Origin of the sequence: Bradyrhizobium brasilense (assembly GCF_029714345.1) — a bacterium.
GTDB classification, from domain to species: Bacteria; Pseudomonadota; Alphaproteobacteria; order Rhizobiales; family Xanthobacteraceae; genus Bradyrhizobium; species Bradyrhizobium australafricanum.
Genome location: NZ_CP121669.1, coordinates 3,793,727 through 3,820,571, shown reverse-complemented (window position 1 = coordinate 3,820,571; position 26,845 = coordinate 3,793,727). Strand labels below are relative to the sequence as shown.

Sequence of the window (26,845 nt, the reverse complement as noted above, 5' to 3'; positions counted from 1 at the left end):
GCGCGCCCCACGCAAACACTAGTCCCCACGGCATCCAAGTCATGCCGCGGCTTAACGTCATGTAAAAATAGGCAGGCCCGGCATCACCGCGAGCGATTATGACGGCTCAAATTCGCGCGATGGTTAGTTCACATTAGAGACTATGACAGCTGCATGAAATGCAGGCCGGTCGGACGTCAGCGCGCCACGACCTCGACTTCGCCATCGACGCCGTTGACGACATTGAAGGGACGCTCGAACACCTTGCCTTCGTTCTTGGCGATCGCGCGATACTCGCCTTCCGAGAGCACGACGCGCGGGAACGCGCCGATCGATTCCTTGATCACGTCGCCGCCCGGCGTGATCACCGACCAGGCGGTGTTGGCGAGCGCCTCGCCGCCCCGCTCGCTGACCAGCTTGAGGGTGATGACGGCGGCGCGATGGGTGACGGTGACGTCGGTCAGCTTGCCCGCCCCGACGCGAATGTCGGAGCGCACCACCGAGTTGGCGTCGCCATAGTTGGAGACGATGTAGTAGGTGCCCTCGGGCAGCAGCGCGACGTCGCCGGCTGCAACATTCGGCACCATTGGTCCACGGTCCGAACCGTCGAACTGGCTGCCCTTGTAGATCGCGAACGAGATCTGGTTGGCGGGGATCTTGCTGCTGCCGACCCGACCCTCGATCCGCAGGCCCCCGGCCGGGAGCACGAAGGACTCGCGGTCGGTCTCCGACTTCAGACTGACGGCGCGCACCGCGCTGACGAGGCCGAGCGCGACATGGACGACATAGTTGCCGGGCGGCAGCACCACGTTGGGCGTCGCCCCGCGCTCTTCGCGGACCAGCTTGTAGGTGCCGTTGTCGTCAGGCTTGTCGGCGAACACCCGCCACACCAGCCCGGCATTGATGACCGGCAGGTCCTTGCCGTACCGCGCCGTCAGCGACAGCACCGCCTGCCCCGCGGCCGGTGAGCCGGCCGGCGGCACGGCTACCACCGGCGGCACGGTCGCAATCGAGGGTTGGACGATGGTCGGCTGGTTAAGCGGACCGGGCAGAACGGGCCCTGAACCGCCGCCCGATGGCGGCGCCAGGTTGAGTGCCGGACCGGACGGCACCTCCGGGACCGAGGCGGGCGGAATCGGCGGCGGCCGGTCGCTGAAGAACTGTGCAGATACGGAACCGGGGATCAGGGCCAGCAAAAATGCCGCAAGCGTCAGCAGCGGAAGGAGCCGCATGCCCCGCCCGCATCCGCCGATGCCGTTGCCCCTCGAAGTCATCTCCATGCTTTTCAACGAAAACGCGGCAAATTCAAGCCTTCGTCCAAGGGGATCAAGGGGCGTCCAAGGCTTTGTCACAGTCCGGGCGGGCGGCGTCCGCCATTTGGAACCGCGCGATCAAGCCGATGTTAGCTCTACCGTCGCGGTCCAGTCACATTCCCTGCCTACCGCGGACTACCCGGGGCATGAATCATGCCTGTGGGAATAACCATGAAGACGGACGACGCTGGCGCAGCCATGCTGCGCAGCCTAGTCTCGCGCTGGCAGGAGATTTGTCGTGTTGGATAGCTGGATGGGCCGAGGCCACAAGAGCTCCGACGGCCCCGACAAGGTAGGACTGGGTACGGTTCGCCGGCCGGTCATCGGGCTTGCGCTCGGCGGCGGGGCCGCGCGCGGCTTTGCCCATATCGGCATCATCAAGACCCTGCTGGCCCACGGCATCGTCCCCAATGTGGTGGTCGGCACCTCGATCGGCTCCGTTGTCGGCGGCGCCTATGCGGCCGGCCATATCGAGACGCTGGAGCAATGGGCGCGCGGCCTGCAGCCGCGCAGCGTGCTCGGCTACCTCGATATCCGCCTCAACGGCTCCGGCCTGATCCGCGGCGCCAAGCTGGCCGCCGAGATCGAGGCCGCGCTTGGCCAGGTCATGATCGAGGACCTCACGGTGAAGTTCGCCAGCGTCGCCACCGAAGTGCGCACCGGGCACGAGATCTGGCTGACCCAGGGCCGCGTGGTCGACGCCATGCGCGCCTCCTACGCCCTGCCCGGCATCTTCGCGCCGGTCCTGATCGGCGACCGCTGGCTGGTCGACGGCGCGCTGGTCAATCCGGTGCCGGTCTCGGCCGCGCGCGCGCTCGGCGCCGAGATCGTCATTGCGGCGAATCTCTCCAGCGACGTGTTCGCGCACTCGACCACGATCTACAATCACGGCCCCTCCGCCGCGCCCGAGGTGACGGTTGCGGTGACCGCCGAGGCCGAGCTCGAGCCGGAGCCGCCGAAGCGCCGGTTTGGCCGCTTCTTCTCCGCCGAACGCACCGTGAAGCGGGAGTTTTTCGGCAGCGCCAGCCGGCCCGGCATCTCGAGCGTCATGGTCGACGCCTTCAACATCATGCAGGACCGCATCACCCGCGCACGCCTTGCCGGCGATCCGCCTGATATGCTGATCTCGCCGCGGGTCGGTCAGATCGGCTGGTTCGACTTCCATCGCGCCGACGACCTGATCGCGCACGGCATCCGTGCGGCCGAACGCTCCATCAGCGCAATCGAGGAGGCGATCGACATCCTGGCGCCGCCGTCGAGCGGCGCGGGCAGCACCGGGAAGTAGCGCTCAGGCGGTCTTGATGTAGTCGCGCAGCGCCTCCTGCTCGCGCTCATATTCCTCGACGCGCCGCTTGACGATGTCGCCGATCGAGATCAGCCCGACCACCTTGCCGTCCTCGACGACAGGAAGATGGCGGAATTTTCCCGTGGTCATCATCTCCATGATGCCGCTGACCGTATCGGACTCGCGGCAGCTCACGACTTTCTTGGTCATGACCGCGCTGACCGGTTCGTCCAGCGCGCCCGCGCCTCGCTCGCTGAGCACGCGCACGATGTCGCGCTCCGACAGGATGCCCTCCATGCGGCTCTGCTCCATCACAAGCACCGCGCCGATCTTGCGCTCGCCGAGCAGCTTGACCGCGGCCGAGAGCTTCGCGCCGGGCGCGACGCTCATGACCTGATGGCCTTTTGCATCGAGAATGGAACGTACCGTCATTGTCGGCCTCCCTGAATCCGCTCGCGCCCCGCTTCAGCGGAGCCGAGCCTGTTCGCCAGAGTCTTCAATCAACAGTTCCGCGCCGATTTCGGTTCCGGGGCGCGGCGAGTAGCAGGGCTCGATTGTCGGCCCGCTTTGTTTCTGCGTCGCAAAGATGATGGAGGAATTCGATCCAGGCCGCAAGCGGCGATCAGACGCGCCCCGACTGATCCACCGACGACGCATCTGCAGCATCGTCCCGCGCGCGCGGCACCGGATCGAACAACGAGAACAGCAGCAGTCCGGCAAGGAAGCCGCCGATATGCGCCTGCCAGGCGACGCTCGCGCCCTCGCCGCCGAGCGACAGCGAGGTGGCGCCGAACAGGATGTTGACGCCGAACCAGATCGCCAGGAAAGCAAGCACCCGTCCGTTGCGCAGCGCCCGCCACAGCGACAGCGCAGGCACCTTGGCCGCCGCCTCGGCATCGCCACGGCTGAACGACAGGAAGCTGCCCTTCACGAAGGCAAAGCGGATCGCCGCCGCCATCGTCCCCGACACCGAAGCCGACGCTCCGATCATCGGCGCGATCGCGTGCTCATGGGTCAACAGATGCGCGAGCGCGCCGGCGGCCGCCGTCACCGCCATGAAGACGAAGAAACGCAGCGCGCCGAACCGCCGCGCCAGCGCGCTGCCGAACGGCAGCAGCCACAGCACGTTGAAGCCGATATGGGTGAGGTTGGCGTGCAGCAGCGAATAGGTGACGAAGGTCCAGACCTTGGCGCCTTCGCCGCCCGGAAAGGTGATGTCGAGCAGCGTCGAATCGTAGCGCTTCGGGATGAAGCCGAAGACGTCGATGGTCCAGTTCTCCAGCTCCGGCGGCAGCAGCACCCGCAGATGGATCGCCGCGATCAGGAGGATGTAGGCGGTGAGCGCCGGCGGCAAGGTCAGGATCGGCTCGCGCGGCGCCTCCGGCGGCGGCGCGAGCGGGGATTCGGGATGGGAGTCCAAGGGGTCGGCGACCTCGATGCGGCGGTGGATCAGAGATAGGCGGCTTTCGCACCCCTGTGCAAGTGCACAATCCCAAAATCGGACACCGAGTGTCGCGCAGTGCGGAATCGGGACAAAAGAAAAGGGAGGGCGCTGAGAACGCCCTCCCTGATCGGCTGGTCTTCTCGTGCCCCGGAGGGATCGGGAAACGTCCCCACCCCTCCCCGCACGGTGACCAAACTGTTTGACGCCACCTGTGTACCAACGGCGCCGGCGCTTGGGGCAGCCGGCACGAACGGGAACGCGCGGACCCTACCCACGGGTTCCGCGGGAGCCAAGGACATAGTTAAATTTACGTTAACAACACAAAGCTGCCGATAAGCCGCCCAAAGCGCGGCCACGGCATGGACGCTGCACAGCCTTCCCTGCACAACAGAGAAGGGAAGGCGCCTGAGCAAAACCGGGACAGATGTGTCCCGCCGAGACAGGTGCCGGGCAAGGTTTAGATGAAACACAGCTCGAGCCGCGAGTTCTTCGCATATTGGAATGCGAAGCGCGGCAACGCACGTGCACCTGACCGGAGTGAGTTCGAGCCGTCCGCGGTACGCGAACTGCTGTCCGACATCTTCGTGCTGTCCTATGACGGCGAGACCCGCTTTCCGTTCCGCGTGGCCGGCACCCGCACCTCCGCCCTGCTCGGCTGCGATCTCAAGAACCGGAGCTTTTCCGCCCTGTTCACAGGTGCGAGCCGCGGCGAGATCGAAGACATCATCACCTGCGTCGTCGAAGAGACCCTGCCGGCCATCGCCGGCATCACCGCCACGACCGAGAGCGGCGCCAAGGCGCATCTCGAATTGCTGCTGCTGCCCTTCACGACCCGCGTCCATATGCCGGCGAGCCTCACCGGCCTGCTCGCCCCGTTCGAGGACGACGTCGGCCGGCTGCACGACCTGGTGCTGACCTCGTGGCGTTACCTGCATCCCCAGGAGCGGTTCGTGCCGCGGACTCTGCGCAAGCTCGCCATCGCGCGCGGCCTGATGGTCTACGAAGGCCTGCGCTAGCCGCCGGCACCCGCCTCGGGACGGGATGGCAGGCGCCGGTCGCTTGCACCCCGCCCCGCGGAACTCTATTAGCTGTCTGGCCGTCACGGCGGGGTGGACCCGCTCATTGCAGCTGCGGCCGGGCTGGGCATGTTTCGTAATTCGATCAGGCAGAAGATCGTCGGCATTGCCGCGGGACTCATCATCCTCGCGGTGATCACCTCGCTGCTGTCGATGGTGATGGCGGGCCAGGTCGGCCATCTCCTCGACGAGCTCACCAACCGCTACATCCCCGCCTATGGCCACCTCGCCCGCGTCAACATCCGCGCGCTGGAGCGGTCGCTCGCCATGCGCCGGATGATGATGGCGAAGATGCAGGCGCCGGGCGAAGACTCCGGCTACGAAAGCGCGCGCAAGGCCTTCGACGAGATCGAGCCCCTGATCAAGCGCGAGGCCGACGCCGCGCGCGTGCTGATCGATGCGATCATCGCCGATCCCTCGACGCCATCCGACAACGCTGCGCTCGGACGCCTCGATGACCGCATCGACAATGCCGTCAACGACCTCCTGATGCGCCTGAACGCAGAGAACAAGACGCTGCTCGAGCAAATCGACGCCAAGGACTTTGCGGCGGCGAAAGCGACCACCCTCCGCGCCGATGCCCTGCGCGACGACTTCAACACCAGGATCGAGGGCATCCGTGCCGACATGCTGGCGCAGGTCGCTTCGGCCGCCGCAAAGGTGATGGGTGCCCAGCAACGGGCGATCATTATCTCCGGCGTCGTGACCGCCATTGCCGCGATCCTCGGCTTCGTGTTCGCGATGCTGGTCGGCAGCGGCATCACGCGTCCGGTGATGCGCCTGCTCGAAAGCACCCGCGAGGTCGAGGCGGGCCGCCTCGACGGCGCCATCACCATCACGACCCAGGACGAGATCGGCCAGCTGTCGGCCGCCTTCAACCGCATGATCGAGACGCTGCGCCACAACCAGCGCATCCGCGAGACGTTCGGCCGCTACATCAATCCGCGGATCGCAGAGGGCCTGCTCGAACAGCCCGCGATCGCCGCGACCGAAGGACAGCGCCGCGTCATGACGGTGATGTTCTGTGACATGAAGGGCTTTACCAGCCTGAGCGAGGGCGTGACGCCGAGCGGCCTCGTCAAGATCATGAACCTCTACCTGTCGACGATGTCGGCGCCGGTCCATGCGCATCGCGGCATCATCGACAAATATATCGGCGACGCCATCATGGCCTATTGGGGCGCGCCCTTCGTCGAGGAAGCCGAGCAGACCCATCTGGCCGCGCTTGCCGCCATCGACATGATCGGCCAGGTCAACCAGCTGCGCAAGGATCTGCCGGAACTGCTCGGCGTGCGCGTGATCCCGGCCGATTGCGACATCAGGATCGGGATCGCCACCGGTGAGGCCTTGGTCGGCAGCATCGGCTCCGAGTTCATGATGAGCTACACCGTGCTCGGCGACACCGTGAACCTCGCCTCGCGGCTGGAAGGCGCCAACAAGTTCTACGGCAGCCGCAGCTTGATCTCGGAGGCCACCGCCGCGGCCTGCGCCGCAACCATCGAGCTGCGCGAGATCGACCGCCTCGTCGTGATGGGGCAGACCCAGCCGGTCGCCGTGTTCGAGATCCTCGGCAAGAAGGACGAACTGACGCCCGCGCAGACCGAGTTGCGGCAGCGTTACGCGGACGGTCTCGCCGCCTATCGCGAGCGCCGCTGGGATGACGCCGAGCAGGCCTTCACCGCCGCGCTGGCGGCGGCGCCCGGCGACGGCCCGTCGATCGCCATGAAGGCGCGCGTCGCAGCCTTCATGCAAGATCCGCCGGCGGCCGATTGGGACGGCGCCTGGCATCCGGAGCGGAAATAGCGACGCCACGCTCATCCAGGCTCCGCCGCTACAGCTGGGCCTCGATCGCAACCTTGTCGATCACCGACCAGACCTGCACGATCTTCCCGTCGCGGAATTCATAGAACACGTTCTCGGCGAACGAGACGCGCTTGCCGTTGACGCCGAGACCGAGGAACGTGCCGTTCGGCGAACAGTCGAACGCCAGCCGGCTCGCGACATGGGACGCATCCGACACCAGCAGAACGATGTTGAAGCGAAGGTCCGGGATGTCGCGAAAGTCCCCTTCCAGCATCTCGCGATAGCCGGATAACCCGAGCCGCCAGCCGTTGTGGCACACATGCTCGTCAACGAACTGACCGAGTTGCGGCCAGTCCTGGCGATTCAAACAGGCAATGTAGTTGCGGTAGATCTCGGCGAGGTCCGTTTTCATCATCGATCGTCCTCCTTGCCGCGGGCCAGATGGCCATTGAGCATTCGAGTGTGATTCTAACACCGATGTTAGTTTCGACTCCGATGTCCGATGGCGCGAACAAGACGCTCAGCCGGCGTGCACGTGAAAGCGCGACGCCCCGAAGAGACAGTGCGATTGCCGCTTCGGCAAACAATTTCTCAAAACGCGCGGAATGTCTCCCGCGATCGGGAGTTAGTGCTTCAGATCAATAACTGTCCTTGTCAAATCGGGAGGCGTACATGATCAAGTCACCGATGATGCTTGCGGCATTTCTGACAGCGCCGATCATTCTGTTCCCACCGCAAACCGCCATCGCGGCTGGCGGAGGTGGCGGCGGCGGTGGTGGCGACCCATACGGGTCGAGCTACGGCACTCCCGCGCCGTCCTATCCCCAGCAGAAGGACAGAAAGACCACGCACAAGGTCAAGAAACCCGTCAAGCAGTCCGGCTTCGAAGACCCGGCATTTCGCGACGGCTATCGCGCGGCCTATGCGACAATCTACGAACGCAACGACTACGCCGCCGCGATCGATCAGTTGCACGCACTCGGCCGCGACGATCAGCCGAACGTCGCGAACCTGATCGGCTACTCCTATCGCAAGCTCGGCGACTACAAGCAATCGCAAGTCTGGTACGAACGTGCGCTCAAGGCCGATCCGAACCACGTCCTGACGTGGAACTACTACGGCCTGTGGCAGATCGAACAGGGAAACCGCGACCAGGCGCAGTATCATCTGCAGCGGATCGCCGAGATCTGTGGCACCGACTGCGAGGAGTATCGGACGCTGGCGGCGGCACTGGAAAAGCCGCCGGGTACGAACCTCGTCTACTGAGCGCGTCGCCTAGCCCGCGTGAGCGGAGCGACATGCGGGAAGGACCGGCCCCGGATGTCGCTGTCGCTCGTCCGGGCTACGCGTCTGAGCCGCGCTGTTCGCGTGTCCGTTTTTGCGGGAATTTCGCCGTTTTGGTCGACGTGACCGGCGAGTAGCTTGCGTGCCGGGCGACGCACGCGGATATTTTGAGATCGATCATCATGACCTGGCGGCTTCTCGCGTGGAGCGGCATCGCCGTTGCCGCGCTGGTTCCAATCATCGGCGGCATCTGGCTCTTCACCCTGCCCGCCGCATCCGCGTTCCGCGTTCCGCTGCCGATCGCGACGCAAGAGCACGACGCGATGCTCGCGGCGCTGAAGCCGCCGAAGCGGTCGCGACCGCTGATCGCGATGCTCGGCATCAACGACATGACCGAGACCACCGACTATCTGATGCCCTACGGCATCCTCAAGCGCGCCGATGTTGCCGATGTCGCTACGCTGGCGACGGGACCCGGTCCGGTCGCGCTGTTCCCGGTGCTGAAGGTCGAGCCTGATGCGACCATCGCCGCATTCGACGCCGCACATCCCGACGGCGCCGACTACGTCATCGTGCCGGCGATGAGCCGCGACGACGATCCGGCAGTCATGCAATGGATCCGGCAGCAGGCGGAGAAAGGCGCTGTGATCGTCGCCGTCTGCGCCGGCGCCAAGGTGCTCGCCTCGACCGGCCTGCTCGACGGCAGGCGCGCCACCACGCACTGGTTTTACCTGAAGAACTGGCGCAGCAAACATCCCGCCATCCAATACGTCGCCGACCGCCGCATCGTGGTCGATCGCGGCGTCGCGACGACGACCGGGATTTCGGCCTCGATGCCGATGTCGCTGACCCTGATCGAGGCGATCGCCGGCCGCACCAGGGCCGAGGCCGTCGCGCGCGAGATCGGCCTGCCCGGCTGGGACGCGCGACATGACAGCAACGCCTTCAAGTTCACGCGTCCCTTCGCGCTGACCGCCATCCGGAACACGCTGGCGTTCTGGAACCGGGAACAGCTCGGCCTCGCGCTTGCTCCCGGCGTCGACGAGGTCTCGCTGGCACTGGTCGCCGACAGCTGGTCGCGCACCTACCGCTCGCTTGCCGTGACGTTCGCCGCGACCGGCGACGCGGTGACGACCCGCAACGGCCTGCGTATTTATCCGCAAGTCGTGGCGCCGGCCTGGTCCGCAGATCGTCTGCTGCCCACGGTCGGCACCGCGCCGCCCGCACAGGTGCTCGACCGGGCGCTTGCCGGGATCGAGCTACGCTATGGCCGCGATACGGCGGATTTCGTCGCCATGCAGCTCGAATACCCACGGGCTGACGCCGTGCAGTGAGGGATTGCGTCCCAACAACGTATTCGATCCTCTATCCGCCCCATTGTCATCTGCCTGTCATGAATTGTGCCGACACGTCAGCGCCGGACCAGTTCGGGGACACGCATGGACTATTTCAAACGCTTCAACTTCCTGTTCGCTGCGCCGGTGTTCGAGGCCGACGACCTCGAGGGCATCCGCTTCAACCAGATCATCGCCGAGATCGAGCGCTCCGGCTTCGAGGTGGTTCGTGCCCGCAAGCTGGAAGATGCCGAGATCGCGGTGCAGACCGACGCCGCGATCGGCTGCATGGTGGTCGATTGGGGCAAGAAGGGCCTTGAGGGCAAGACCGCGGCGCTGATCAACCTGATGCGCCGGCGCGGCCTCGACTTCCCGATCATCCTGTTGATCCGGCGCAAACGGTTCGAGGACCTGCCGGTCGAGGTGCTCGACTTCATCGACGGCTACGTGTTCCTGTCCGAGGAAACCCCGCCCTTCATCGCCAAGAACCTGATCTCCAGGTTGAAGCAATATGCCGAGAATTTGAAGACGCCGTTCTTCGGCGCGCTGGTCGACTACGCCGAGGAAGGCAATCAGCTCTGGACCTGCCCGGGCCATAATGGCGGCGTGTTCTACAGCCGCAGTCCGATCGGACGGGTGTTCGTCGAACACCTCGGCGAAGCCGTGTTCCGCGACGACCTCGACAATTCCGTGCTCGACCTCGGCGACCTTCTCACCCACGAAGGGCCGGCGCTGCGGGCGCAGAAGGAGGCGGCGCGGATCTTCGGCGCCGAGAAGACCTATTTCGTGCTCAACGGCACCTCGACCTCCAACAAGGTCGCGCTCGGCTCGCTGGTTACCGACGGCGACCTCGTGCTGTTCGACCGCAACAACCACAAGGCCGCGCATCACGGCGCGCTGCTGATCGGCGGCGGCATCCCGGTCTACGTGCCGACGGTGCGCAACGCCTGGGGCCTGATCGGGCCGATGCGCTGGGACCTGCTCGACGAGGGCGCGCTGCGCGACCACATCCGCAAGCACCCGCTGGTCAAGGACGAGAACGCCTGGAAGAAGGAGCGTCCGTTCCGCGTCGCCGTGGTCGAGCAGTGCACCTATGACGGCACCATCCACTCGGCCGAGATGATCCTCAAGCGGATCGGCCATCTCTGCGACTACATCCTGTTCGACGAGGCCTGGGCCGGCTTCATGAAATTCCACCCGATCTATGCCGGCCGCTTCGCCATGGGGCTGTCCGATCTCGGCCCCGAGGCCCCCGGCATCATTGCGACCCAATCGACCCACAAGCAGCTCGCGAGCTTCTCGCAGGCCTCGCAGATCCACATCCGCGACCGCCACATCAAGGGCCAGAAGCGCCGGGTCGAGCACCGCCGCTTCAACGAAAGCTTCATGCAGCACGCCTCGACCTCGCCATTCTATCCGATCTTCGCCTCGCTCGATGTCGGCGCGCAGATGATGAAGGGCCGCTCCGGCGAAGTCTTGTGGGACGACACGATCCGGCTCGGCATCGAGCTACGCAAGAAGATCCGCGCCGTGAAGCGCGAGTTCGAGGAGAAGGAGACGCGGGCCGAGCGGCGCTGGTTCTTCGAGCCGTTCGTGCCGGACCGCGTCATGATCCCCGACGTTGCGCGCGAGAACGGCGTGCACAATGTCGCCTGGGAGACGATCTCGACCGATCAGCTCGCGACCAATCCGTCCTACTGGCAGCTCAGTCCCGGCGAGACCTGGCACGGCTTTCCCGAGCTGACCGCGGGCTTCGCCATGACCGACCCGAACAAGCTCACATTGCTGACGCCGGGCTTCGATCACGCCACCGGCGCCTACGCCGATCACGGCATCCCCGCGCCGGTGGTGGCGCAATATCTCCGCGAGAACCAGATCGTCGCCGAAAAGAACGACCTCAATTCCCTGCTTTTCCTGCTGACGCCCGGCGTCGAGGCCAGCAAGGCCGGCACACTGGTGTCGGGGCTCGTCGCCTTCAAGAAGCTGCACGACGACAACGCGCTGATCGAGGACGTCATCCCCGAATTCTTCCGCCGCCGCCCGCAACGCTATAGCGGGGTGCGGCTGCGCGACCTCTGCGGCGACATGCACCGCTTCTTCCGCGACGGCGGCGTCAGCACGCTGCAGGCCAGGCAATTCCTGCCCGAGCACCTGCCCGAGATCGCGATGTCGCCGCGCCAGGCCGCACAATATCTCATCCGCAACGATGTCGACTATCTGCCGATCGACCAGATCTTCGGCCGCGTCGCCGCGACGCCGTTCGTGGTCTACCCGCCCGGCATCGCCACCATCGTGCCCGGCGAGCGGCTGTCGGAACGCAGCAAGCCGATGATCGATTATCTGAAGATGTTCGAGGCGAGCTTCAATGCATTCCCGGGCTTCGAGGTCGAGGTCCAGGGCATCTACAAGGAGATCGACGACACCGGCCGCGTCCGCTTCTACACCTATGTCGTGTCCGAATAGGCGAACGGACGCAACACAATGGAGAATGATCACAAGATCACCGTCCGTCCTTCCCGCGACAGCGACGTCGACGCCATGCTGTCGATCTACCGCCACCATATCCGCCGCGGCGTCGATGAAAGCGTCGACGACAGCGGCACGCCGGAACCCGACGATCTGCGCGACCGCCGCAAGAATCTGCGCAACACCCGCCTGCCCCACCTCGTCGCGATCTGTGACGGCGAGGTGGTCGGCTATGCCTATGTCGTGCTGTTTCGCAAGCGTCCGGCCTACCGCTACACGGTGAAGCATTCGATCTATGTGCATCACCGCTTCACCGGCCAGCGCGTCGGCGGCCGGCTGCTGCAGGAGCTGATTGATACCTGCGCCGCCGCCGGCTTCCGCCAGATGATCGGCTACATCGACAGCGACAACGCCGCCTCGCTTGCGCTGCACGACCGCTTCGGCTTCGCCCGCGTCGGGCATTTGCCCGGTGTCGCCTATCGCTATGGCCGCTGGTCCGACACCATGATGGTGCAGCGCTCGCTCGCCGCCGGCGCCACCGCCCCGCCGCCCCCCGCGCCGCTGTCGCGACGGTGATGGGGGCCGGCCGCACCGCTTTTTCCACATTCGTCGTCCCGGCGAAGGCCGGGACCCATAACCACAGGATTGGATTGGCAAGGAAGGCTGTGGCCCCAGCGTCGCGCAATAATCACCTTCGGTGGTTATGGGTCCCGGCCTTCGCCGAGACGACAGCGAATGTGTTGCGCGGCCGGTGAGTCATACACCGGCATTCTCGCGGCCTCTGCAGCGCGAGTTTTGCATTTCGTTTCGCCGCTCTGATGACAGAGGGCGCAGGGAAAGCCGGATGCCGATCGCACCCATGGGTCCCGAGCAATCCTGCAGGCTGCAAGGCGCAAGCGACCTGAACGCCTACTCCAGCGTAAAGCCGACGCGCAGCGCCACCTGGTAGTGCCGGATCTTGCCGTCCTCGATATGGCCCCGCGTCTGCACCACCTCGAACCACTTCATTTCCCGGATCGTCTTTGACGCGCGGCTCACGGCGTTCTCGATCGCCGCCTCGATGCTCTTGTCCGACGATCCGACCAGTTCCAGGATTTTGTAGACGTGATCCTTGTCGTGCGTGGCGGGCATGTCGACCTCCTCTGTGGATGCGCGATCCGGACCGCTTGCGCTGCGGTTCGGACAGTCCATCGTCCGACGCGGGCCGGCCATCGTCAAAACCGCCGAATGCTGCGCGGCAACACGCCGGACGAATTGAATCAACGTGTCGCGGCGCCTTTGGTGCCAGCATGCAGTTCGTGCCAGCTGCGCACCCGCCCTTGTCCGGGCCTTGACCTATGGTAGCATGGTTTCATCAAGTATTCGGGAGCGATACGATGTCCACTGCGTCCAGCTCACCCGCCACACCTCCTCACAGCCTCGGATCCGGGCTTTCCAACCTCCGCGCCAAGTGGGGCTGGATCGTCGCCCTCGGGGTGATCTACCTGATCGCCGGCGTGCTCGCCTTCGGCAGCGTCTTCTTCGCCACCGTCGTCAGCGTGCTGTTCGTCGGCGCCATGATGATCGTCGCCGGCGTCGCCGAGATCATCAACGCGTTCCAGTTCAAGACCTGGGGCAAGTTCCTGTTCTGGCTGCTGCTCGGCGCGCTCTATGTCGTGGCGGGCTTCATCACCTTCGAGAACCCGCTGCTCGCCGCGGCGACGCTGACGCTGTTCCTCGGCATCGCGCTGGTGGTGTCGGGCATCGTCCGCATCTTCCTCGCCTTCGGCATGAACTCGGAAGCGCCGTGGGGAATGGTCGCGATCTCCGGCCTGATCACGCTGGTGCTCGGCGCCATGATCCTGGCGCGCTGGCCGGTCTCGAGCCTCTACGTGCTCGGCATCTTCCTCAGCGTCGATCTGATCTGCGCCGGCGTGAGCTGGATCAGCATGGGCATGGCGCTGAAGCGCAGGGCGTGAGGCGCGATCGTCGCCTCAGGCACGATCGACGGGTGGGTTAGCCAACGGGTCCGCTCGCAGGGCGGCCCGATGGCAGGCTCCGCGTGACGCGCCGCACGTTTCATGCGCGGAGAGATGGCGGGTTACGCTTGCGCTAACCCGCCCTACCCTCAATCCACCTGCAAGCCTCAGGGCTGCGCGAGGTGCCAGGCGCCGTTGAGAAAACCGTCGCCGGTGATGTCGCCGGCCTTCTGGTCCTTGGCGAAGGTATAGAGCGGCTTGCCCTTGTAGGCCCACTGCTTGGAGCCGTCGTCACGCGAGATGATGCTGTAGCCGCCTTCGGCCTTGTCGCTGGCGTCCGCCTTCAAGACCGGCCAGTTCGTCGCGCACGGCCCGTTGCAGGCCGACTTGCCTTCGGAATCCTTGTCGAAGGTGTAGAGCGTCATGCCCTTGGCGTCGGTGAGGACGGAGCCCTTCGCGGTGGTTCCGGTCTTGGTCGGCGGCGCGGCAAAGGCCGCTGAGGCGAACGCAAGCGACACGGCGGTGGCGAGCGCGAGCGAGATCGATGTCTTCATGATGTCTCCTGTTCGAATGCAAATGGCTTGCATGCGTTAGGACGCCGGAGGGCGCGCACTATTCCGCTGACGGCGCGCGAAGAATTTTCGGGACGGCCATCAAAGCGAGGGGAATAAAGCCGGGAGCGTGTGCCGATACCGTCCCGTAGCCCGCATGAGCGGAGCGACATGCGGGAGCCCGCCCCGGATATCGCGGAGCCTGTCATCGGGCGCGCGTTCGCGCGACCCGTTGGCTCATCCGGGCTACAACACTGAATGTGCTACCGTTTGATTTCCTCGACCGCGCGCACCAGCGGACGGTCGGAGAGCTGGATCGGGCCGGAGAACGGCGTGCTCATTTCGAGGATCAGATAGATCGCGGCCGAGATCAGGACGGCGGCGGCGACGGTGGTCGAGATCACCACTGCGTTGCGCGGCGCGCGAAAGCCGAGGGTTGCGAACATCAGCGTCAGCCACCCGACCAGGATGCAGATCAGCGGCGACGGAAACGAGCCGCCGGACTGCTCGACAAAGGTCCAGCGCTGCTGCACCGCCTGCCGATAGACCGAGCGCGCGTCGTTCCACAGCGCGACCTTCTGCTCGTCGTCGAACCGCAGTTCGCGCAGGCTGGTGCCGACCTCGTCGAGCAGGCGCTCGGACACGGCGCTTGCCCTGGAGATCGGAACATCCTTGAGCACCTGCTCGACATAGGCGAGCAGCCGCTTGCGCGGCTCGTCGGCGCTCGGACCGAGCGGCCGCAGGCCGCGATCGAGCAGGATGAGGTCGGTGGCGAAGACATGCAAATTGCGGTCGACCGCCACATAGGTGTTGGCGGCACTATTCATCATCAGGCCGAGCAGCAGCGACGGCATGGTGACGAACAGCGTCGCGACCAGGCGTACCGAGGTGTTGGTCTCGTCGCTGCGGTGATGATCGGCGAGCCGGGCATGGATCGCCATGGTCGCAAGCGCGGCGCCGCCGAGCAGGATGAAGATCAGGACGGCGACGATGAATGCAACCACGGCTTGCGAAAACCTGCGAGAGAATCAGGTCCGCAGGATAGCAAGGGACGCCCAATGGTGCATGTCCGGTTGACTGGCCGTCCCCACGCGCTATCCAGTCCGGACAGTTTGGGGGACGCCCGGCGAGAGCGCGAGGGGCGCTCCAGAGGAGATACCACGTGCATATCGTCGACGACAGCGAGGTCAACCGCGTCCTGAGCTTTCCGGTCCTGATCGAGGCGATCGAGGCCGCGCACCGGCGGCCGAAGATCGCGGTGCACGACGGTTATCTCGGCGACGACAAGGGCCAGCAGCTGGTGACGCGCAGCGCGGTCGATGCCGGCCGCTTCATGATGACCAAGCTGTACACCAGCTTTCCCGGCAACCTCGCCCACGGCAAGCTGCCGGCGGTGCAGGCGGTCTGCGTGCTGTTCGACGGCAACGACGGGCGTCCGCTCGCGGTGATGGACGCCGCCGAGATCACCCATTGGAAGACCGCCGCGGATTCCGCCCTCGGCGCGAAACACCTGGCGCGGCCGGATGCCGAGACGCTGCTGGTGGTCGGCGCCGGCGAGATGGCGCGCTGGCTGGTGCGCGGCCACCGCACCGTGCGGCCGCAGCTGAAACGGGTGCGGGTCTGGAACCGGACGGTGGAACGCGCCGAGGAGCTCGCCGCGCTGCTGGAAGGCGACGGCATCGCGGCCGAGGCCGTCTCCGATCTCGACGCCGCGACACGCGAGGCCGACATCATCACCACCTGCACCCGCTCGCGCGAGCCGCTGGTCAAGGGCGCCAACCTGAAGCCCGGCACCCATCTCGATCTGGTCGGCGGCTTCACCCCGGAGACCCGCGAGTCCGACGACGAGGCGGCGCGGCGTTCGCGCATCTTCGTCGACCGCCGCGAATCCGCCTTCGACGGCGTCGGCGACATCCTGCAACCGATCGCCAGCGGTGCGATCACCGAGAGCGACGTGCTCGGCGATCACTATGATCTTGCCGGCGGCAAAGTCGCCGGCCGGCTGTCGGATAGCGACATCACCTTCTTCAAGAACGCCGGCGGCGGGCATCTCGATCTGATGACCTGCGAGACGGTGCTTGCGCAGTTGGGGAAGGAGTTGCGGTGAGCGGAACTGTTCGGTTGCCCGCATGAACCAACGGGTCGCACGAACGTGCGCCCGATGACGGTCTCCGTAACAGGCGGGATCACCCTCCCCGGATATCGCTTCGCTCATCCGGGCTACATCTTGCTACGTCTCCCGCAACCAGACCTCGCCGATCGAATGGTCCGAGCGCTTGCGCAGCACGACGTCGGCCCGCGTCCGCGTCGGCAAGATGTTCTCCCTGAGATTGGCGCGATGATGCTCACGCCACAGCCGCTCCGCGACCTCGCGCGCGTCACCCGGCGGCAGGTCCCTGTAGTGGTGGAAATAGGAGGCGGGATTCCGGAACGCCGTCGGCTGCAATCTGAGGAAGCGTTCGACATACCAGGATTGGATGTCGGCCTCGTCGGCATCGAGATAGATCGAGAAGTCGAAGAAATCCGACACCACCACCGGCGCCGTGCCGCGCGCCAGCAGCACATTGAGGCCCTCGAAGACCAGGATGTCCGGCTGCTGGATGACCTGGCGTTCCGCCGGCACGATGTCGCCGATCAAGTGCGAGTAGACCGGCAGTTCCAGGTCGCGCTCACCCGCCTTCGCCGCCGCCAGAAATCGCAACATGCGCGGCAGATCGTAGCTCTCGGGAAAACCCTTGCGCCGCATCAGCCCGCGCTCTTCGAGAACGCCGTTGGCATGCAGGAAGCCGTCGGTCGTCACCAGCTCGACCCGCGGATGATCCGCCCAGCGGGCCAGCAGCGCGCACAGCACGCGGGCAAAGGTACTCTTGCCGACGCCGACGCTGCCGGCCAATGCAACGATGTAGGGCGAACGGCGTGCCGGCCGGCCGAGAAACTCTGCCTTGACGTGCGCGAGGTTGCGCGCCGCCGCGAAATGCAGGTTCAACAAGCGCGTCAGCGGCAGATACACGTCGCTGACTTCGGCGGAATTGATCGGCTCGTTCAATCCGCGCAACGCCGTGAGATCGGCGTCCGAGAGCGTCAGCGACGTGCTGGCGCGCAAGGCCGCCCAATCGCTGCGGCCGAAGATCATGTAGGCGGACAGCTCGTCGGGGTTGGTCATCTCAGCCGTTCACGGTGAGCCTGATGCGTCCGATCGATCTTGCCGAGGCAATGCCGGTTACGTCAATCGCCCTTTGCGGCGGCGATGGCAACGAGTAGCCCGCATGAGCCAACGGGTCGCACGAACGTGCGCCCGATGACGGGCTCCGCGACATGCGGGAAGCTCTCTCCCCGGATATCGCTTCGCTCATCCGGGCTACGCGGCGACCGTAGTAGAACCGTAGGGCGGGTTTGCGTTGGCGTAACCCGCCCTACGCTCCCTACTCCGCGGCCTGCTGCGTCGGCGCGTCCAGCATCTCCGACACCTTTGGCGGCGACATCGGCAGGCTGTAGAAGCGTTTGCCGAGGGCGTTGTGGACGGCGTTGGCGACCGCGGCCATCACAGGCACCAGCGGCACCTCGCCGACGCCCTTGACGCCTTGCGGATGCTTCGGGTTCGGCACCTCGACCAGCGCGCAGTCGAGCATCGGCAGGTCGGAGCAGACCGGCATGCGATAATCGAGGAAGCCCGGATTATCGACCTTGCCGTCCTTGTTGTAGATGTACTCCTCGTTCAGCGCCCAGCCGATGCCCTGCGCAACGCCGCCCTGCAGCTGGCCCTCGACATAGCTCGGATGCACAGCGCGGCCGACATCCTGCACGGCGGTGTAGCGAATGACCCGGACGATGCCGAGATCGACATCGACCTCGACGTCGCAGATGTGGGTGCCGAAGCCGCCCTCGGCGCCTTGGGTGTTGAGCTGCACGCTGGCGCCGATCGGGCCGCCCTGCGACGGCGCCTTCTCGGCGAGATCGGCGAGCGTCAGCGGCTCGAACTGGCCGGCATTCGGGCTCACCGGATGCGCGGCGCCGTTCTCCCACTTCACGGCTTCCGGGTCGATCTCCCAGAGCTTGGCCGCGCGCTCGCGCAAGGTCGCGATCACCTTGTCGGCCGCCTGCGTCACCACCATCGAGGAGGCGAACAGCACGCGGCTGCCGCCGGTCAGGTTGGAGAAGCCGACCGTCTGGGTGTCGCCGATGATGACGGAGACGCGCTTGTAGTCGATGCCGAGCAATTCGGCGCAGATGTTGGCGATGCCGGCGCGCGAGCCGCCGATATCGGGATGCCCGGTCGTGACGACGACGTTGCCGTCCTCGGTGATGTTGACCTGCGCGGAGGATTCGCCGCCGGCGTTGAACCAGAAACCCGACGCGACGCCCCTGCCCTGCAGCTTGCCGAGCGGCGCGGCATAATGCGGATGGTTCCTGGCGGCCTCCAGCGTCTCGATATAGCCGATCCGCGGGAACACCGGGCCGTGCGCGGCCTTGGTGCCTTCTTTCGCCGCGTTCTTCAGCCGCAGCCCCAGCGGATCCATCTTGAGTGCCTCGGCAAGTTCGTCGAGCACGCATTCCACCGCATAGGCGCCGATCGGCGCGCCCGGCGCGCGATAGGCCGCGACCTTGGAGCGGTTGGAGCAGACGTCGAACCCCTCCGACAGCACGTGCGGGATGTCATAGGGCGCGAAGCTGCACCCGACCGCACCGCGGATCGGCGACCCCGGGAAGGCGCCGGCCTGCAGATAGAAGCTGCCATGGGCGGCGACGATGGTGCCGTCCTTCTTGGCCCCGATCTTCACCGTGCTCTTCGAACCCGAGGTCGGCCCCGTGGCACGCATCACCTCCTCGCGCGTCATCACCATCTTCACCGGGCGACCGGATTTCTTGGCGAGCAAGGTCGCGAGCGGCTCGAGATAGACGATGGTCTTGCCGCCAAAGCCGCCGCCGATCTCGGCGGGGATGGCGCGGATGTCACTCTGCGGGATGCCGGTCAGCATCGAGGTCATCGCGCGCACCATGAACTGGCCCTGGCTCGACGACCAGATCGTGGTCTTGCCGTCGGCCGCGACCGAGATCAGGCAGGCATGCGGCTCGATATAGCCCTGGTGCACCGGGCGCGTGGTGAAGGAACGCTCGATGACGACTTCAGCGTCCTTGAAGCCCTGCGCGATGTCGCCCTTCTTGGATTCGAGGCGGCCCATGATGTTCGAGGGCTTGCCCTCGAATCTGTTGAACTCGTGCAGGATCGGCGCATCCGCCTTCAGCGCGTCGTCGATCTCGATCGCCCAGGGCAGCACCTCGTAGTCGACCTCGATCAGCTTGCAGGCTTCCGCCGCGATCGCCTCCGTGGTCGCTGCGACGGCGGCGACGGGATGGCCGGGGAACAGCGCCTTGTCGCGCGCCATCACGTTGCGGCACATCCAGCGCATGTCCTGGATGCCGAGCATGACGGCGCCCTTCTCGATCGTGAAGTCGACGATGTCGCGCGCGGTGACCACCGCCTTGACGCCGGGCAGCGCCTCGGCCTTGGCGGTATTGATCGACTTGATGCGGGCGTGCGGATGCGGGCTGCGCAGCACCTTGCCCCAGATCATGCCGGGCATGGTGGTGTCGGCGGCAAACGCCGCGCGGCCGGTCACCTTGTCGACGCCATCGGGCCGGATGGTGCGCTGGCCGATCCATTTGTTGTTGACGACGTTCATGGGCGAGCCTCCCGCATTTCAGCCGCGGTCTCCATCACCGCGCGGACGATCTTGTCGTAACCGGTGCACCGGCAGAGATTGCCGGCGAGCCAGAAGCGGACTTCCTCTTCGGTCGGATTGGAATTTTTGGCGAGCAGCGCCTCGGAGGCGACCAGCATGCCCGAGGTGCAGATGCCGCACTGAAGCGCGGCATGCTCGAGGAACTTCTGCTGCAGCGGATGCAGCTTCTCGCCCCTGGCCATGCCCTCGATGGTCCCGATCTCGTGGCCCTCGGCCTCAGCCGCGAGCATCAGGCAGGAGCAGACCAGGCGGCCGTCGAGCGTGATCGAGCAGGCGCCGCAATCGCCGGACGCGCAGCCTTCCTTGGAGCCGGTGAGCCCCAATTGCCCGCGCAGCGCGTCGAGCATGGTCTCGTACGGCTCGCACAGGAACTCAACCGGCTCGCCGTTGACTGAGGTGGTGACGTGCAGTTTCGCCATGGTGCTAGTGTCCTCCCGCGCGCTTGGCGGCGATCGCGGCGGTGCGCTTGAGCAGCACGCCGGCGGTTTTGGTCCGGTAGGCGATGGTGCCGCGCTTGTCGTCGATCGGACGACAGGCGGCGCGGCACGCGGCGGCCGCGGCTTCGAGCGCGGCATCGTCGAGCTTCGAGCCGATCAGCGCCTGCGCCGCAGGCTCAACCAGCAGCGCGGTCGGCGCCACCGCGCCGAGGCCGACGCGGGCCGCGGTACAGACGCGATCCTTCAAGGTCAGGCTGACGCCGATGCCGACCACCGCGATGTCCATCTCGGTGCGCGGGATCATCCGCAGATACGCATCGCCGGAGCCTTTCGGCCGCGGCGGCAATGTGAAGCTGACGAGGATCTCGCCCGGCTTGAGGTTAATGCGGCCAGGTCCGGCCGGCACATCCTCAACCTTCATGTCCCGCCGGCCGTTCGGACCCTGCACGGTGACGACGGCACCCGCCGCAATCATCGCCGGCACGCTGTCGCCCGCTGGCGAGCCGTTGCAGAGATTGCCGCCGGCGGAGGCGCGGCCTTGCACCTGCTTGGAGCCGATCAGGTTCACGGCCTCGAGCACGCCGGGCCATACCTTGCCAAAGCGCGCATGCTCGGCGAGCTCCATGCCGGAGACGGCGGCACCCACGCGGAAACCGCCATCGGCGGTTTCGCTGATTTCGGTCATCTCGCCGATCTTCTTGATGTCGACGATCAGTTCCGGCCGCACCAGGCCGGAGCGCATTTGCACCAATAAGTCGGTGCCCCCTGCCATAATGCGGGCGGCACTCCCGGCGGCAGCAAATGCGCCAATCGCTTCGTCAAGCGTGCGCGGTGCTACGTATCGGATATCGGTCATGACGGTTCTTTCGGTCTCCCTCGACTGCTTGTTCCCTTAGGATTTGCGGGATGTGGCCTTATCGCTGGCCGGCAGACCGCAAGCCTACACGGCGGATCGGGGTCCGAACAGCCTGCGAGGTGCGGCAGGAAGCGCAGGCTCCTATGCAGGATGCGGACTTGTGCGGTGCCGGCGGCGGCGCGCGGCCTATGCTTCGTGGCGCTCGCGACCGGCCGCGACGAGGCCGCCAACCAGATCGGTCAGACCTGACCGCGTTTGCCGGAGCCGATCCCAAGCATCGAGAACATCCCGATGATGAGCAGCGCCGCCGGAATGCACCACCACAACACGTAGCCGAACATGTATTCGAAGATCGTGCGCCGGTAAGCGGGAAGCGGATTGGGCAGCGCGCCGGCACGCTGCATCTGCTCGATCTTCTCCTGCGAGAGTTCGTGGTAAACGTTGAGCGGGCGGCCGTTGAGGTCTTTGCCGGAGCCCTTGACCATCAGGGCATAGTAGCCCGTCATCTTGTAGGGCAGGATGAAGGAGTGCGTGAGGCTCACATAGCCTAGCGCGAGGGCTTCGCCCTTGGGCCCCTTCTCGGTCAGGTCCTGCAGCTGCTGATAGCTGTATCGCGTGCCGAACTCCGCGGCGCGTACGTCCTGACCGGACACTGCCATGCCGACGAACATGAGAAGAACGAGCAGACCGCGGCGCATGGCGTCTTGCCTCTCAAAGGGACGCGGCGGTTCGACCGCCGAACACGCATCAAACAAACTACCGGAAAGGTGTCCAACCCCGGCTAACCCAGGCGATACAAGTGTCAGCAGCCGGTTAAGTCCTCCTCAACCTCGTCGGCACGTGCTGGGCGCGGCGAAGCCCGGAACCAACGCCTGCTCGGCGACGTGCTCAAGCAGTGGGTGCACACGGCTGCGCAACCTCGCAACCGGACCGAACGCGATGGCGCGGCTCTTGCTTGCTTTCAACAACGGATTGGTGAAGCATGCCGGCGCAACGGCAGATCGGGAGACGGCGAATGGTCGAATTCTCGCGCAGAACGCTCCTCAAGCTTGCGGCGGGCGTGCCGCCGGCGATCGCGGCGCCGGCCATCCTGTCATCGCGCGCCCTTGCCGCGGGCAAGGGCAAGACCATCACCGCCGTGATGCATTCGGACCTACGCATCATCGATCCCGGTTTCACCACCGCCTACATCACCCGCGACCATGGCTACATGGTCTACGACACGCTGCTCGGCATCGATTCGAGCTTCAAGGTCCGCCCGCAAATGGCGGACTGGACCATCTCGGACGACAAGCTCACCTACACCTTCACGCTGCGCGACGGCCTGAAATGGCATGACGGCGCGCCCGTCACCGCGGAGGACTGCATCGCCTCGCTGAAGCGCTGGACCGCCGTCGACGGCATGGCGCAGAAGCTGGCCGAATTCACCGCTTCCCTCGAGGCGAGCGGGCCGAAGACGATCGTGCTCAAGCTCAAGGAACCGTACGGCCTCGTGCTGGAGTCGCTGGCAAAGCCCTCCTCCTACGTCGCCTTCATGATGCCGAAGCGGCTCGCGGAGACGGCGCCGGGCAAGCAGATCGCCGAGCAGATCGGTTGCGGGCCGTTCAAATTTGTGCAGGCGGAATTCCAGCCGGGCGTGAAGGCCGTCTATGAGCGCAATGCCGACTACGTGCCGCGCAAGGACAAGCCGGATTGGCTGTCGGGCGGCAAGGTCGCGAAGGTCGATCGCGTCGAATGGGTCACGATGCCCGACGCGCAGACCGCAATCAACGCGCTGCAATCCGGCGAGATCGACTTCCTGGAACAGCCGTCGGTCGACCTGCTGCCCGTGCTCGAGGCGAACTCCGATCTCACCGTGGCCGTGCTGAACAAGTTCGGATTCCAGATCGAGGGCCGGATGAATTTCCTGCACCCGCCATTCGACAACGCCAAGGTCCGCCGCGCCGCATTCCTGGCGATGAACCAGAAGGACGTGCTCGACGCCACCGTCGGCAACGCGAAATATTACGAGATCTGCGGCTCCTATTTCGCCTGCGACACGCCGCTTGCGAGCGACGCCGGCGCCGAGACGCTGATCAAGGGCAACGGCATGGCCGAGGCGAAGAAGGCGCTCGCCGCCTCGGGCTATGACGGCACGCCCGTCGTGATCATGATCCCCGGCGACGTGCAGACGCTGAAAGGGCCGCCGACGGTCGCGGCGCAGCTGTTGCGCGCGGCCGGCTTCAACGTCGACGCGCAAGTGACGGACTGGCAGACCGTGGTGAGCCGCCGCGCCAGCCAGAAGCCGCCCAAGGAAGGCGGCTGGAACCTGTTCTTCACCTTCACCGGCGCGACCGAGGTGATGAACCCGATCGTCAACAACCAGATCGCCGCCAACGGCAAGCGGGCCTGGTTCGGCTGGCCCGAAGACGCCAAGCTCGAGCAGATGCGCGACGCCTATGCGCGCGCCACCTCCCCTGAGGAGCAGAAGAAGGTCGCGGTGGAGATTCAAAAGCAAGCCTACGAGCAGGTGATCTATATCCCGCTCGGCCAGTTCCGCTTGCCGAGCGCCTGGCGCAAATCACTCACCGGCGTGCTGGAAGGCCCGGCGCCGCCGGTGTTCTGGAACGTCGACAAGACCGAATAGGACCAGCGGCGCGAGCGACGCGCGCCGCTGATCAACGTTGGGCCAGCGGCCGGGGCGCTTCACCGCTCTCGCTTGCGGGCGCTGCAAAATATCGAAAACAACCCCATGCAAAGGAGCCGACGGCCGCCGGCGTTCGACCGGGCAACTTGACACGTCGGGCAAATCAGGAATACATTTCCAATATTCCGAAATCAGCCTCCCCCTCCGGCCGGCAATCCGGAGAGGGAGCGCAGTTGCCTTCGGCTGCTATTCGACCTCGTCGCACGATCGCCGCGTCACTGGCCGTTGGCCTTGCGCGCGGCCTTCGGCGCCTCGTCCTTCAGCTTCTCCAATGCGCCGGGCATCATTTGCCCGAACATCGAACTCAGCATCGCGGTCGGGATCAAGCCCGCGCTGTTGCTCTCCGCGCCCTGCCCGCCCGACATCAGGAATTGCGGCACCAGCGGCTGGTTGATCCGGGTCAGCGCTTCGGCGAACTTCGCGAAGTTCTGCTCGGCAAGCCGATACTCCGGCCCGCCATAGGCGTCGACCGACAGCTTGGTCGCCTGCGCGTTGGCGGCGCCGACCGCGAGCACCCGGTCGGCCTCTCCCTTGCCCTCGAGCCTGGATTGCTCGCCGACCGCGGCCGCGGTGACCTTCCTCGTCTCGGCATCCTTCTGCGCGCGGGCGAGCGCCGCGGCGCCCTCGTTCTCGTTGACCTTGACCTGGATCAGCGATTGCGTCAGCGCGGTCTGTGCCGCCGCCGTCGCCTTGGCCTCGTTGAGCGCGCGCTCCTGCACCGCGGCCTTCTCCTGCTCCTGATAGGTCTCGATCTGCTCGCGCGCGATCTGGCGCGAGCGGAGCTGGATCAGGATGTTCTCGATGGTGTGGTCATTGGCGGCCGCCCGCGGCGTGCCGATCAACACCTCCTGGAGGTCGAGCGAATAGCTCTCGAACTTGGCCTTCATGTCGTGGGCCGCTTCCGCCTGGATCGCGGCGCGGTTCTGCAGCAGCTCGATCAGCGTCATCTTCTGCGCGATGTTCTTGAAGAACGCGCTGACCATCGGGTCGAGCGTCTGCTCGACCAGTTTCTTCACGTCGCCGAAGCGCTGGATGATCATCGGCGCCTTCTTGTAGTCGATATGCATCACGACCGAGAGCGGCAGCGTCGGCTCGAACGCGTCCTTGGTGATCAGTGAGATCTCCGACAGGTTCTCGTCGAGCTTCATCGCGCCGACCTCGCCGCGCACCCATTTCAGGATGAAGTTGACGGTCAGGATCACCTCGATCTTGCCGGCATAGGTGTTGAAGGCGTATTTGCCCGGCAACAGCGGATCCTTCCAGACGCCGCGGCTGCCGTTGAGCACGAGTTCGCCATGACGGTACTGCTCGCCCGAGACGTCGTCGGTGCGCGGGCCGGTGTAGAAGATGACGACGCCGACATTGCCCACCGGGATCACTGTCTTCGGCACCGCCTCGACGGTCGCGAACAGGCGGTTGATGTACCAGGTGCCCTCGACGATGACCTGGAGCTGGCGGCCGCGATAGCCGCCACCGCGCAGGAATTTCTCGGGCTCCTAGAAATTGTTGTGAAAGGTCGCCGCGTCGTGCAGCTCGATTCCGACCTCGGGCGCGATGATCTCGCCCGGAGACAGCGACGGGCCGTCATGCACGGTGACGATGCCGACCAGGTCGTGATCGGCCGCCAGCACCACCGGCGCAAAGCCCCAGCGTTCGGCGATCGTGAGCTGCATGCTCTCGAGCACGCCGCGCTCGCGCTCGCTCAGCGCATGGCCGTAGACGCGCTCGTCGGTGATGACGGCGAACTGCGTGGTGTTGATCGCATAGGTACCCTCGCGCAGGACCTTGCGCTGCGGGCCCTTCTGGCCGCCGCCGAGCAGGAAGCGGCGCGCATCCTGGAAGTCCGACTTGTCTTCGGTGTCGTTGGCGCCGAGCACCTGCGAGGGCTCCAGCGGCGCACCGTCGCGCGCGAACACATAGGCGATCTTGCCCTGGCCGACGGTCACGAGGTCCGAGCGGTGAATCCGGTACATGAAGGGAAACATCACGTGCAGGCCGCCGCGCAGCACCTCGGGCTCGTAGCCGGCCTCGCCGTTCAGCGCGATGAAGCCGTCGTCGATCGAGCCCTTCATCGACCATAGCTTCTCGACGATGCCGACCTGATTGTTCGGAATGTAACGAAATACGTTCGATATGCGCAGCAGGATCACAAACGCGATCGCGACCGCGGTCCAAATGGCCGGCTGGGTTAAACCTGAGCCATTAAGAAATGCGAGGAAGTCCATAGTCCATCTCCACAATTCGCAGCTGGGCGGTTTGGGAGCCCAAACCTGCACCCAAGAATTGCGGTGCGGACATGTGGTGCGCGGCCCTGGCGGCGCAAGGCATGAACACTATTCGCGCTGCCAATCGTTTTTTGATGACGGGATGAACTGGCAAACGAGTCGCGCGACATCGATCGGCGCGAACCATTGGCTGCGATTGCGCATCATTCGCAGCACCCCAGCCTTGTCGATAACGAGGGCGTGGACTCACAAGAGTCCGCTTCTGACGGCGACGCAGTAATTGCCGTGCTGGATCGTCGTCGACTGCTTTTGGACCCAAAGCGGACTTCGCCTTAGGCCGTCTCGGAGGTTGGCGTTCAACGTGTCGTTCAAATTGGCTGGGATGCGGCCGGTGTCGGCGGCACGCC

General features: G+C 65.6%; 22 protein-coding genes and 1 pseudogene. 10 read left to right on the top strand and 13 right to left on the bottom strand.

Annotation, left to right across the window (positions count from 1 at the left end):
- Positions 1-176 precede the first annotated feature (176 nt).
- Entirely contained in the window at positions 177-1,253 is a 1,077-nt protein-coding gene (locus tag QA635_RS17785) for a hypothetical protein (RefSeq protein WP_092082438.1), read from the bottom strand.
- A 277-nt stretch (positions 1,254-1,530) separates the two neighbouring features.
- On the opposite strand from QA635_RS17785, the gene QA635_RS17780 reads away from it, so the two are divergent.
- On the top strand, positions 1,531-2,577 hold the full coding sequence (locus tag QA635_RS17780) for a patatin-like phospholipase family protein (RefSeq protein WP_057019669.1): 1,047 nt from the start codon (positions 1,531-1,533) through the stop codon (positions 2,575-2,577).
- Positions 2,578-2,580: 3 nt separating this feature from the next.
- Here the strand turns inward: QA635_RS17780 and QA635_RS17775 are convergent, their stop codons facing one another.
- Positions 2,581-3,009, bottom strand: coding sequence for a CBS domain-containing protein (locus QA635_RS17775; protein WP_028336151.1), 429 nt, complete (start codon positions 3,007-3,009; stop codon positions 2,581-2,583).
- A gap of 190 nt (positions 3,010-3,199) precedes the next feature.
- Positions 3,200-3,997 (bottom strand): rhomboid family intramembrane serine protease, encoded by a 798-nt coding sequence (locus QA635_RS17770; protein ID WP_225644877.1) that lies wholly within the window; start codon positions 3,995-3,997, stop codon positions 3,200-3,202.
- 485 nt (positions 3,998-4,482) lie between these two features.
- On the opposite strand from QA635_RS17770, the gene QA635_RS17765 reads away from it, so the two are divergent.
- Positions 4,483-5,037 carry a PAS domain-containing protein gene (locus QA635_RS17765; protein ID WP_283070671.1) on the top strand — a complete coding sequence of 185 codons (555 nt, stop codon included), beginning with the start codon at positions 4,483-4,485 and terminating at the stop codon, positions 5,035-5,037.
- A 129-nt stretch (positions 5,038-5,166) separates the two neighbouring features.
- Entirely contained in the window at positions 5,167-6,900 is a 1,734-nt protein-coding gene (locus QA635_RS17760; RefSeq protein ID WP_283070670.1) for an adenylate/guanylate cyclase domain-containing protein, read from the top strand.
- Positions 6,901-6,928: 28 nt separating this feature from the next.
- Here the strand turns inward: QA635_RS17760 and QA635_RS17755 are convergent, their stop codons facing one another.
- Positions 6,929-7,315: an ester cyclase gene (locus QA635_RS17755; RefSeq protein WP_283070669.1), complete on the bottom strand. Its 387-nt coding sequence runs from the start codon at positions 7,313-7,315 to the stop codon at positions 6,929-6,931.
- A 257-nt stretch (positions 7,316-7,572) separates the two neighbouring features.
- Between QA635_RS17755 and QA635_RS17750 the strand changes: the two genes are divergently transcribed.
- The 4 genes from QA635_RS17750 to QA635_RS17735 all read left to right on the top strand — a co-directional run bounded on the left by QA635_RS17750 (position 7,573) and on the right by QA635_RS17735 (position 12,560).
- On the top strand, positions 7,573-8,166 hold the full coding sequence (locus tag QA635_RS17750; protein WP_283070667.1) for a tetratricopeptide repeat protein: 594 nt from the start codon (positions 7,573-7,575) through the stop codon (positions 8,164-8,166).
- A gap of 200 nt (positions 8,167-8,366) precedes the next feature.
- On the top strand, positions 8,367-9,518 hold the full coding sequence (locus tag QA635_RS17745) for a DJ-1/PfpI family protein (protein WP_283070665.1): 1,152 nt from the start codon (positions 8,367-8,369) through the stop codon (positions 9,516-9,518).
- Between the two features lie 105 nt (positions 9,519-9,623).
- Positions 9,624-11,981: an Orn/Lys/Arg family decarboxylase gene (locus tag QA635_RS17740; RefSeq protein WP_283070663.1), complete on the top strand. Its 2,358-nt coding sequence runs from the start codon at positions 9,624-9,626 to the stop codon at positions 11,979-11,981.
- Positions 11,982-11,999: 18 nt separating this feature from the next.
- Entirely contained in the window at positions 12,000-12,560 is a 561-nt protein-coding gene (locus QA635_RS17735; protein WP_283070661.1) for a GNAT family N-acetyltransferase, read from the top strand.
- A 333-nt stretch (positions 12,561-12,893) separates the two neighbouring features.
- On the opposite strand, the gene QA635_RS17730 is transcribed toward QA635_RS17735, so the two are convergent.
- A complete protein-coding gene (locus QA635_RS17730; protein ID WP_026192947.1) occupies positions 12,894-13,115 on the bottom strand; it encodes a dodecin in 222 nt (73 codons plus the stop codon).
- Between the two features lie 245 nt (positions 13,116-13,360).
- Between QA635_RS17730 and QA635_RS17725 the strand changes: the two genes are divergently transcribed.
- Positions 13,361-13,942: an HdeD family acid-resistance protein gene (locus QA635_RS17725; protein ID WP_057017581.1), complete on the top strand. Its 582-nt coding sequence runs from the start codon at positions 13,361-13,363 to the stop codon at positions 13,940-13,942.
- A gap of 167 nt (positions 13,943-14,109) precedes the next feature.
- Here QA635_RS17725 and QA635_RS17720 read toward each other — a convergent pair whose 3' ends face one another.
- Both QA635_RS17720 and QA635_RS17715 read right to left on the bottom strand, forming a co-directional pair.
- The gene (locus QA635_RS17720) at positions 14,110-14,496 is read right to left on the bottom strand and encodes a COG4315 family predicted lipoprotein (RefSeq protein WP_283070657.1); all 387 of its coding nucleotides are present in this window, start codon (positions 14,494-14,496) and stop codon (positions 14,110-14,112) included.
- A 260-nt stretch (positions 14,497-14,756) separates the two neighbouring features.
- Positions 14,757-15,497 carry a bestrophin-like domain gene (locus QA635_RS17715; RefSeq protein WP_283070655.1) on the bottom strand — a complete coding sequence of 247 codons (741 nt, stop codon included), beginning with the start codon at positions 15,495-15,497 and terminating at the stop codon, positions 14,757-14,759.
- Positions 15,498-15,655: 158 nt separating this feature from the next.
- Here QA635_RS17715 and QA635_RS17710 point away from each other — a divergent pair, with 158 nt between their 5' ends.
- Complete coding sequence (locus QA635_RS17710) at positions 15,656-16,600, top strand: ornithine cyclodeaminase family protein (protein WP_283070653.1); 945 nt, start codon at positions 15,656-15,658, stop codon at positions 16,598-16,600.
- Positions 16,601-16,723: 123 nt separating this feature from the next.
- On the opposite strand, the gene coaA is transcribed toward QA635_RS17710, so the two are convergent.
- From coaA to QA635_RS17685, 5 genes are all read right to left on the bottom strand, one after another.
- Complete coding sequence (gene coaA / locus QA635_RS17705) at positions 16,724-17,656, bottom strand: type I pantothenate kinase (protein ID WP_283070651.1); 933 nt, start codon at positions 17,654-17,656, stop codon at positions 16,724-16,726.
- Positions 17,657-17,915: 259 nt separating this feature from the next.
- Positions 17,916-20,174, bottom strand: a complete 2,259-nt coding sequence (locus QA635_RS17700; protein ID WP_283070649.1) for a xanthine dehydrogenase family protein molybdopterin-binding subunit — start codon at positions 20,172-20,174, stop codon at positions 17,916-17,918.
- Positions 20,171-20,653: a (2Fe-2S)-binding protein gene (locus QA635_RS17695; RefSeq protein ID WP_225160258.1), complete on the bottom strand. Its 483-nt coding sequence runs from the start codon at positions 20,651-20,653 to the stop codon at positions 20,171-20,173. Before QA635_RS17695 ends, QA635_RS17700 begins: the two co-directional genes overlap by 4 nt.
- 4 nt (positions 20,654-20,657) lie before the next feature.
- Complete coding sequence (locus tag QA635_RS17690) at positions 20,658-21,518, bottom strand: FAD binding domain-containing protein (protein ID WP_283071700.1); 861 nt, start codon at positions 21,516-21,518, stop codon at positions 20,658-20,660.
- Positions 21,519-21,766: 248 nt separating this feature from the next.
- Positions 21,767-22,225 (bottom strand): hypothetical protein, encoded by a 459-nt coding sequence (locus tag QA635_RS17685; RefSeq protein WP_283070647.1) that lies wholly within the window; start codon positions 22,223-22,225, stop codon positions 21,767-21,769.
- Between the two features lie 317 nt (positions 22,226-22,542).
- On the opposite strand from QA635_RS17685, the gene QA635_RS17680 reads away from it, so the two are divergent.
- Positions 22,543-24,153: an ABC transporter substrate-binding protein gene (locus tag QA635_RS17680; protein ID WP_425249166.1), complete on the top strand. Its 1,611-nt coding sequence runs from the start codon at positions 22,543-22,545 to the stop codon at positions 24,151-24,153.
- Positions 24,154-24,428: 275 nt separating this feature from the next.
- Here the strand turns inward: QA635_RS17680 and QA635_RS17675 are convergent.
- A pseudogene (locus QA635_RS17675) lies at positions 24,429-26,438 on the bottom strand (SPFH domain-containing protein).
- Positions 26,439-26,845: the final 407 nt, after the last annotated feature.

What these genes read in the sequence shown, in the direction of transcription:
- QA635_RS17740 (WP_283070663.1), top strand. Translation starts at nt 9,624, where the DNA reads ATGGACTATTTCAAACGCTTCAACTTCCTGTTCGCTGCGCCGGTGTTC.
- QA635_RS17735 (WP_283070661.1), top strand. Translation starts at nt 12,000, where the DNA reads ATGGAGAATGATCACAAGATCACCGTCCGTCCTTCCCGCGACAGCGAC.
- QA635_RS17750 (WP_283070667.1), top strand. Translation starts at nt 7,573, where the DNA reads ATGATCAAGTCACCGATGATGCTTGCGGCATTTCTGACAGCGCCGATC.
- QA635_RS17730 (WP_026192947.1), bottom strand. Translation starts at nt 13,115, where the DNA reads ATGCCCGCCACGCACGACAAGGATCACGTCTACAAAATCCTGGAACTG.
- QA635_RS17785 (WP_092082438.1), bottom strand. Translation starts at nt 1,253, where the DNA reads ATGACTTCGAGGGGCAACGGCATCGGCGGATGCGGGCGGGGCATGCGG.
- QA635_RS17725 (WP_057017581.1), top strand. Translation starts at nt 13,361, where the DNA reads ATGTCCACTGCGTCCAGCTCACCCGCCACACCTCCTCACAGCCTCGGA.
- QA635_RS17760 (WP_283070670.1), top strand. Translation starts at nt 5,167, where the DNA reads ATGTTTCGTAATTCGATCAGGCAGAAGATCGTCGGCATTGCCGCGGGA.
- QA635_RS17680 (WP_425249166.1), top strand. Translation starts at nt 22,543, where the DNA reads ATGGTCGAATTCTCGCGCAGAACGCTCCTCAAGCTTGCGGCGGGCGTG.
- QA635_RS17775 (WP_028336151.1), bottom strand. Translation starts at nt 3,009, where the DNA reads ATGACGGTACGTTCCATTCTCGATGCAAAAGGCCATCAGGTCATGAGC.
- QA635_RS17745 (WP_283070665.1), top strand. Translation starts at nt 8,367, where the DNA reads ATGACCTGGCGGCTTCTCGCGTGGAGCGGCATCGCCGTTGCCGCGCTG.
- coaA (WP_283070651.1), bottom strand. Translation starts at nt 17,656, where the DNA reads ATGACCAACCCCGACGAGCTGTCCGCCTACATGATCTTCGGCCGCAGC.
- QA635_RS17685 (WP_283070647.1), bottom strand. Translation starts at nt 22,225, where the DNA reads ATGCGCCGCGGTCTGCTCGTTCTTCTCATGTTCGTCGGCATGGCAGTG.
- QA635_RS17695 (WP_225160258.1), bottom strand. Translation starts at nt 20,653, where the DNA reads ATGGCGAAACTGCACGTCACCACCTCAGTCAACGGCGAGCCGGTTGAG.
- QA635_RS17700 (WP_283070649.1), bottom strand. Translation starts at nt 20,174, where the DNA reads ATGAACGTCGTCAACAACAAATGGATCGGCCAGCGCACCATCCGGCCC.
- QA635_RS17755 (WP_283070669.1), bottom strand. Translation starts at nt 7,315, where the DNA reads ATGATGAAAACGGACCTCGCCGAGATCTACCGCAACTACATTGCCTGT.
- QA635_RS17765 (WP_283070671.1), top strand. Translation starts at nt 4,483, where the DNA reads ATGAAACACAGCTCGAGCCGCGAGTTCTTCGCATATTGGAATGCGAAG.
- QA635_RS17720 (WP_283070657.1), bottom strand. Translation starts at nt 14,496, where the DNA reads ATGAAGACATCGATCTCGCTCGCGCTCGCCACCGCCGTGTCGCTTGCG.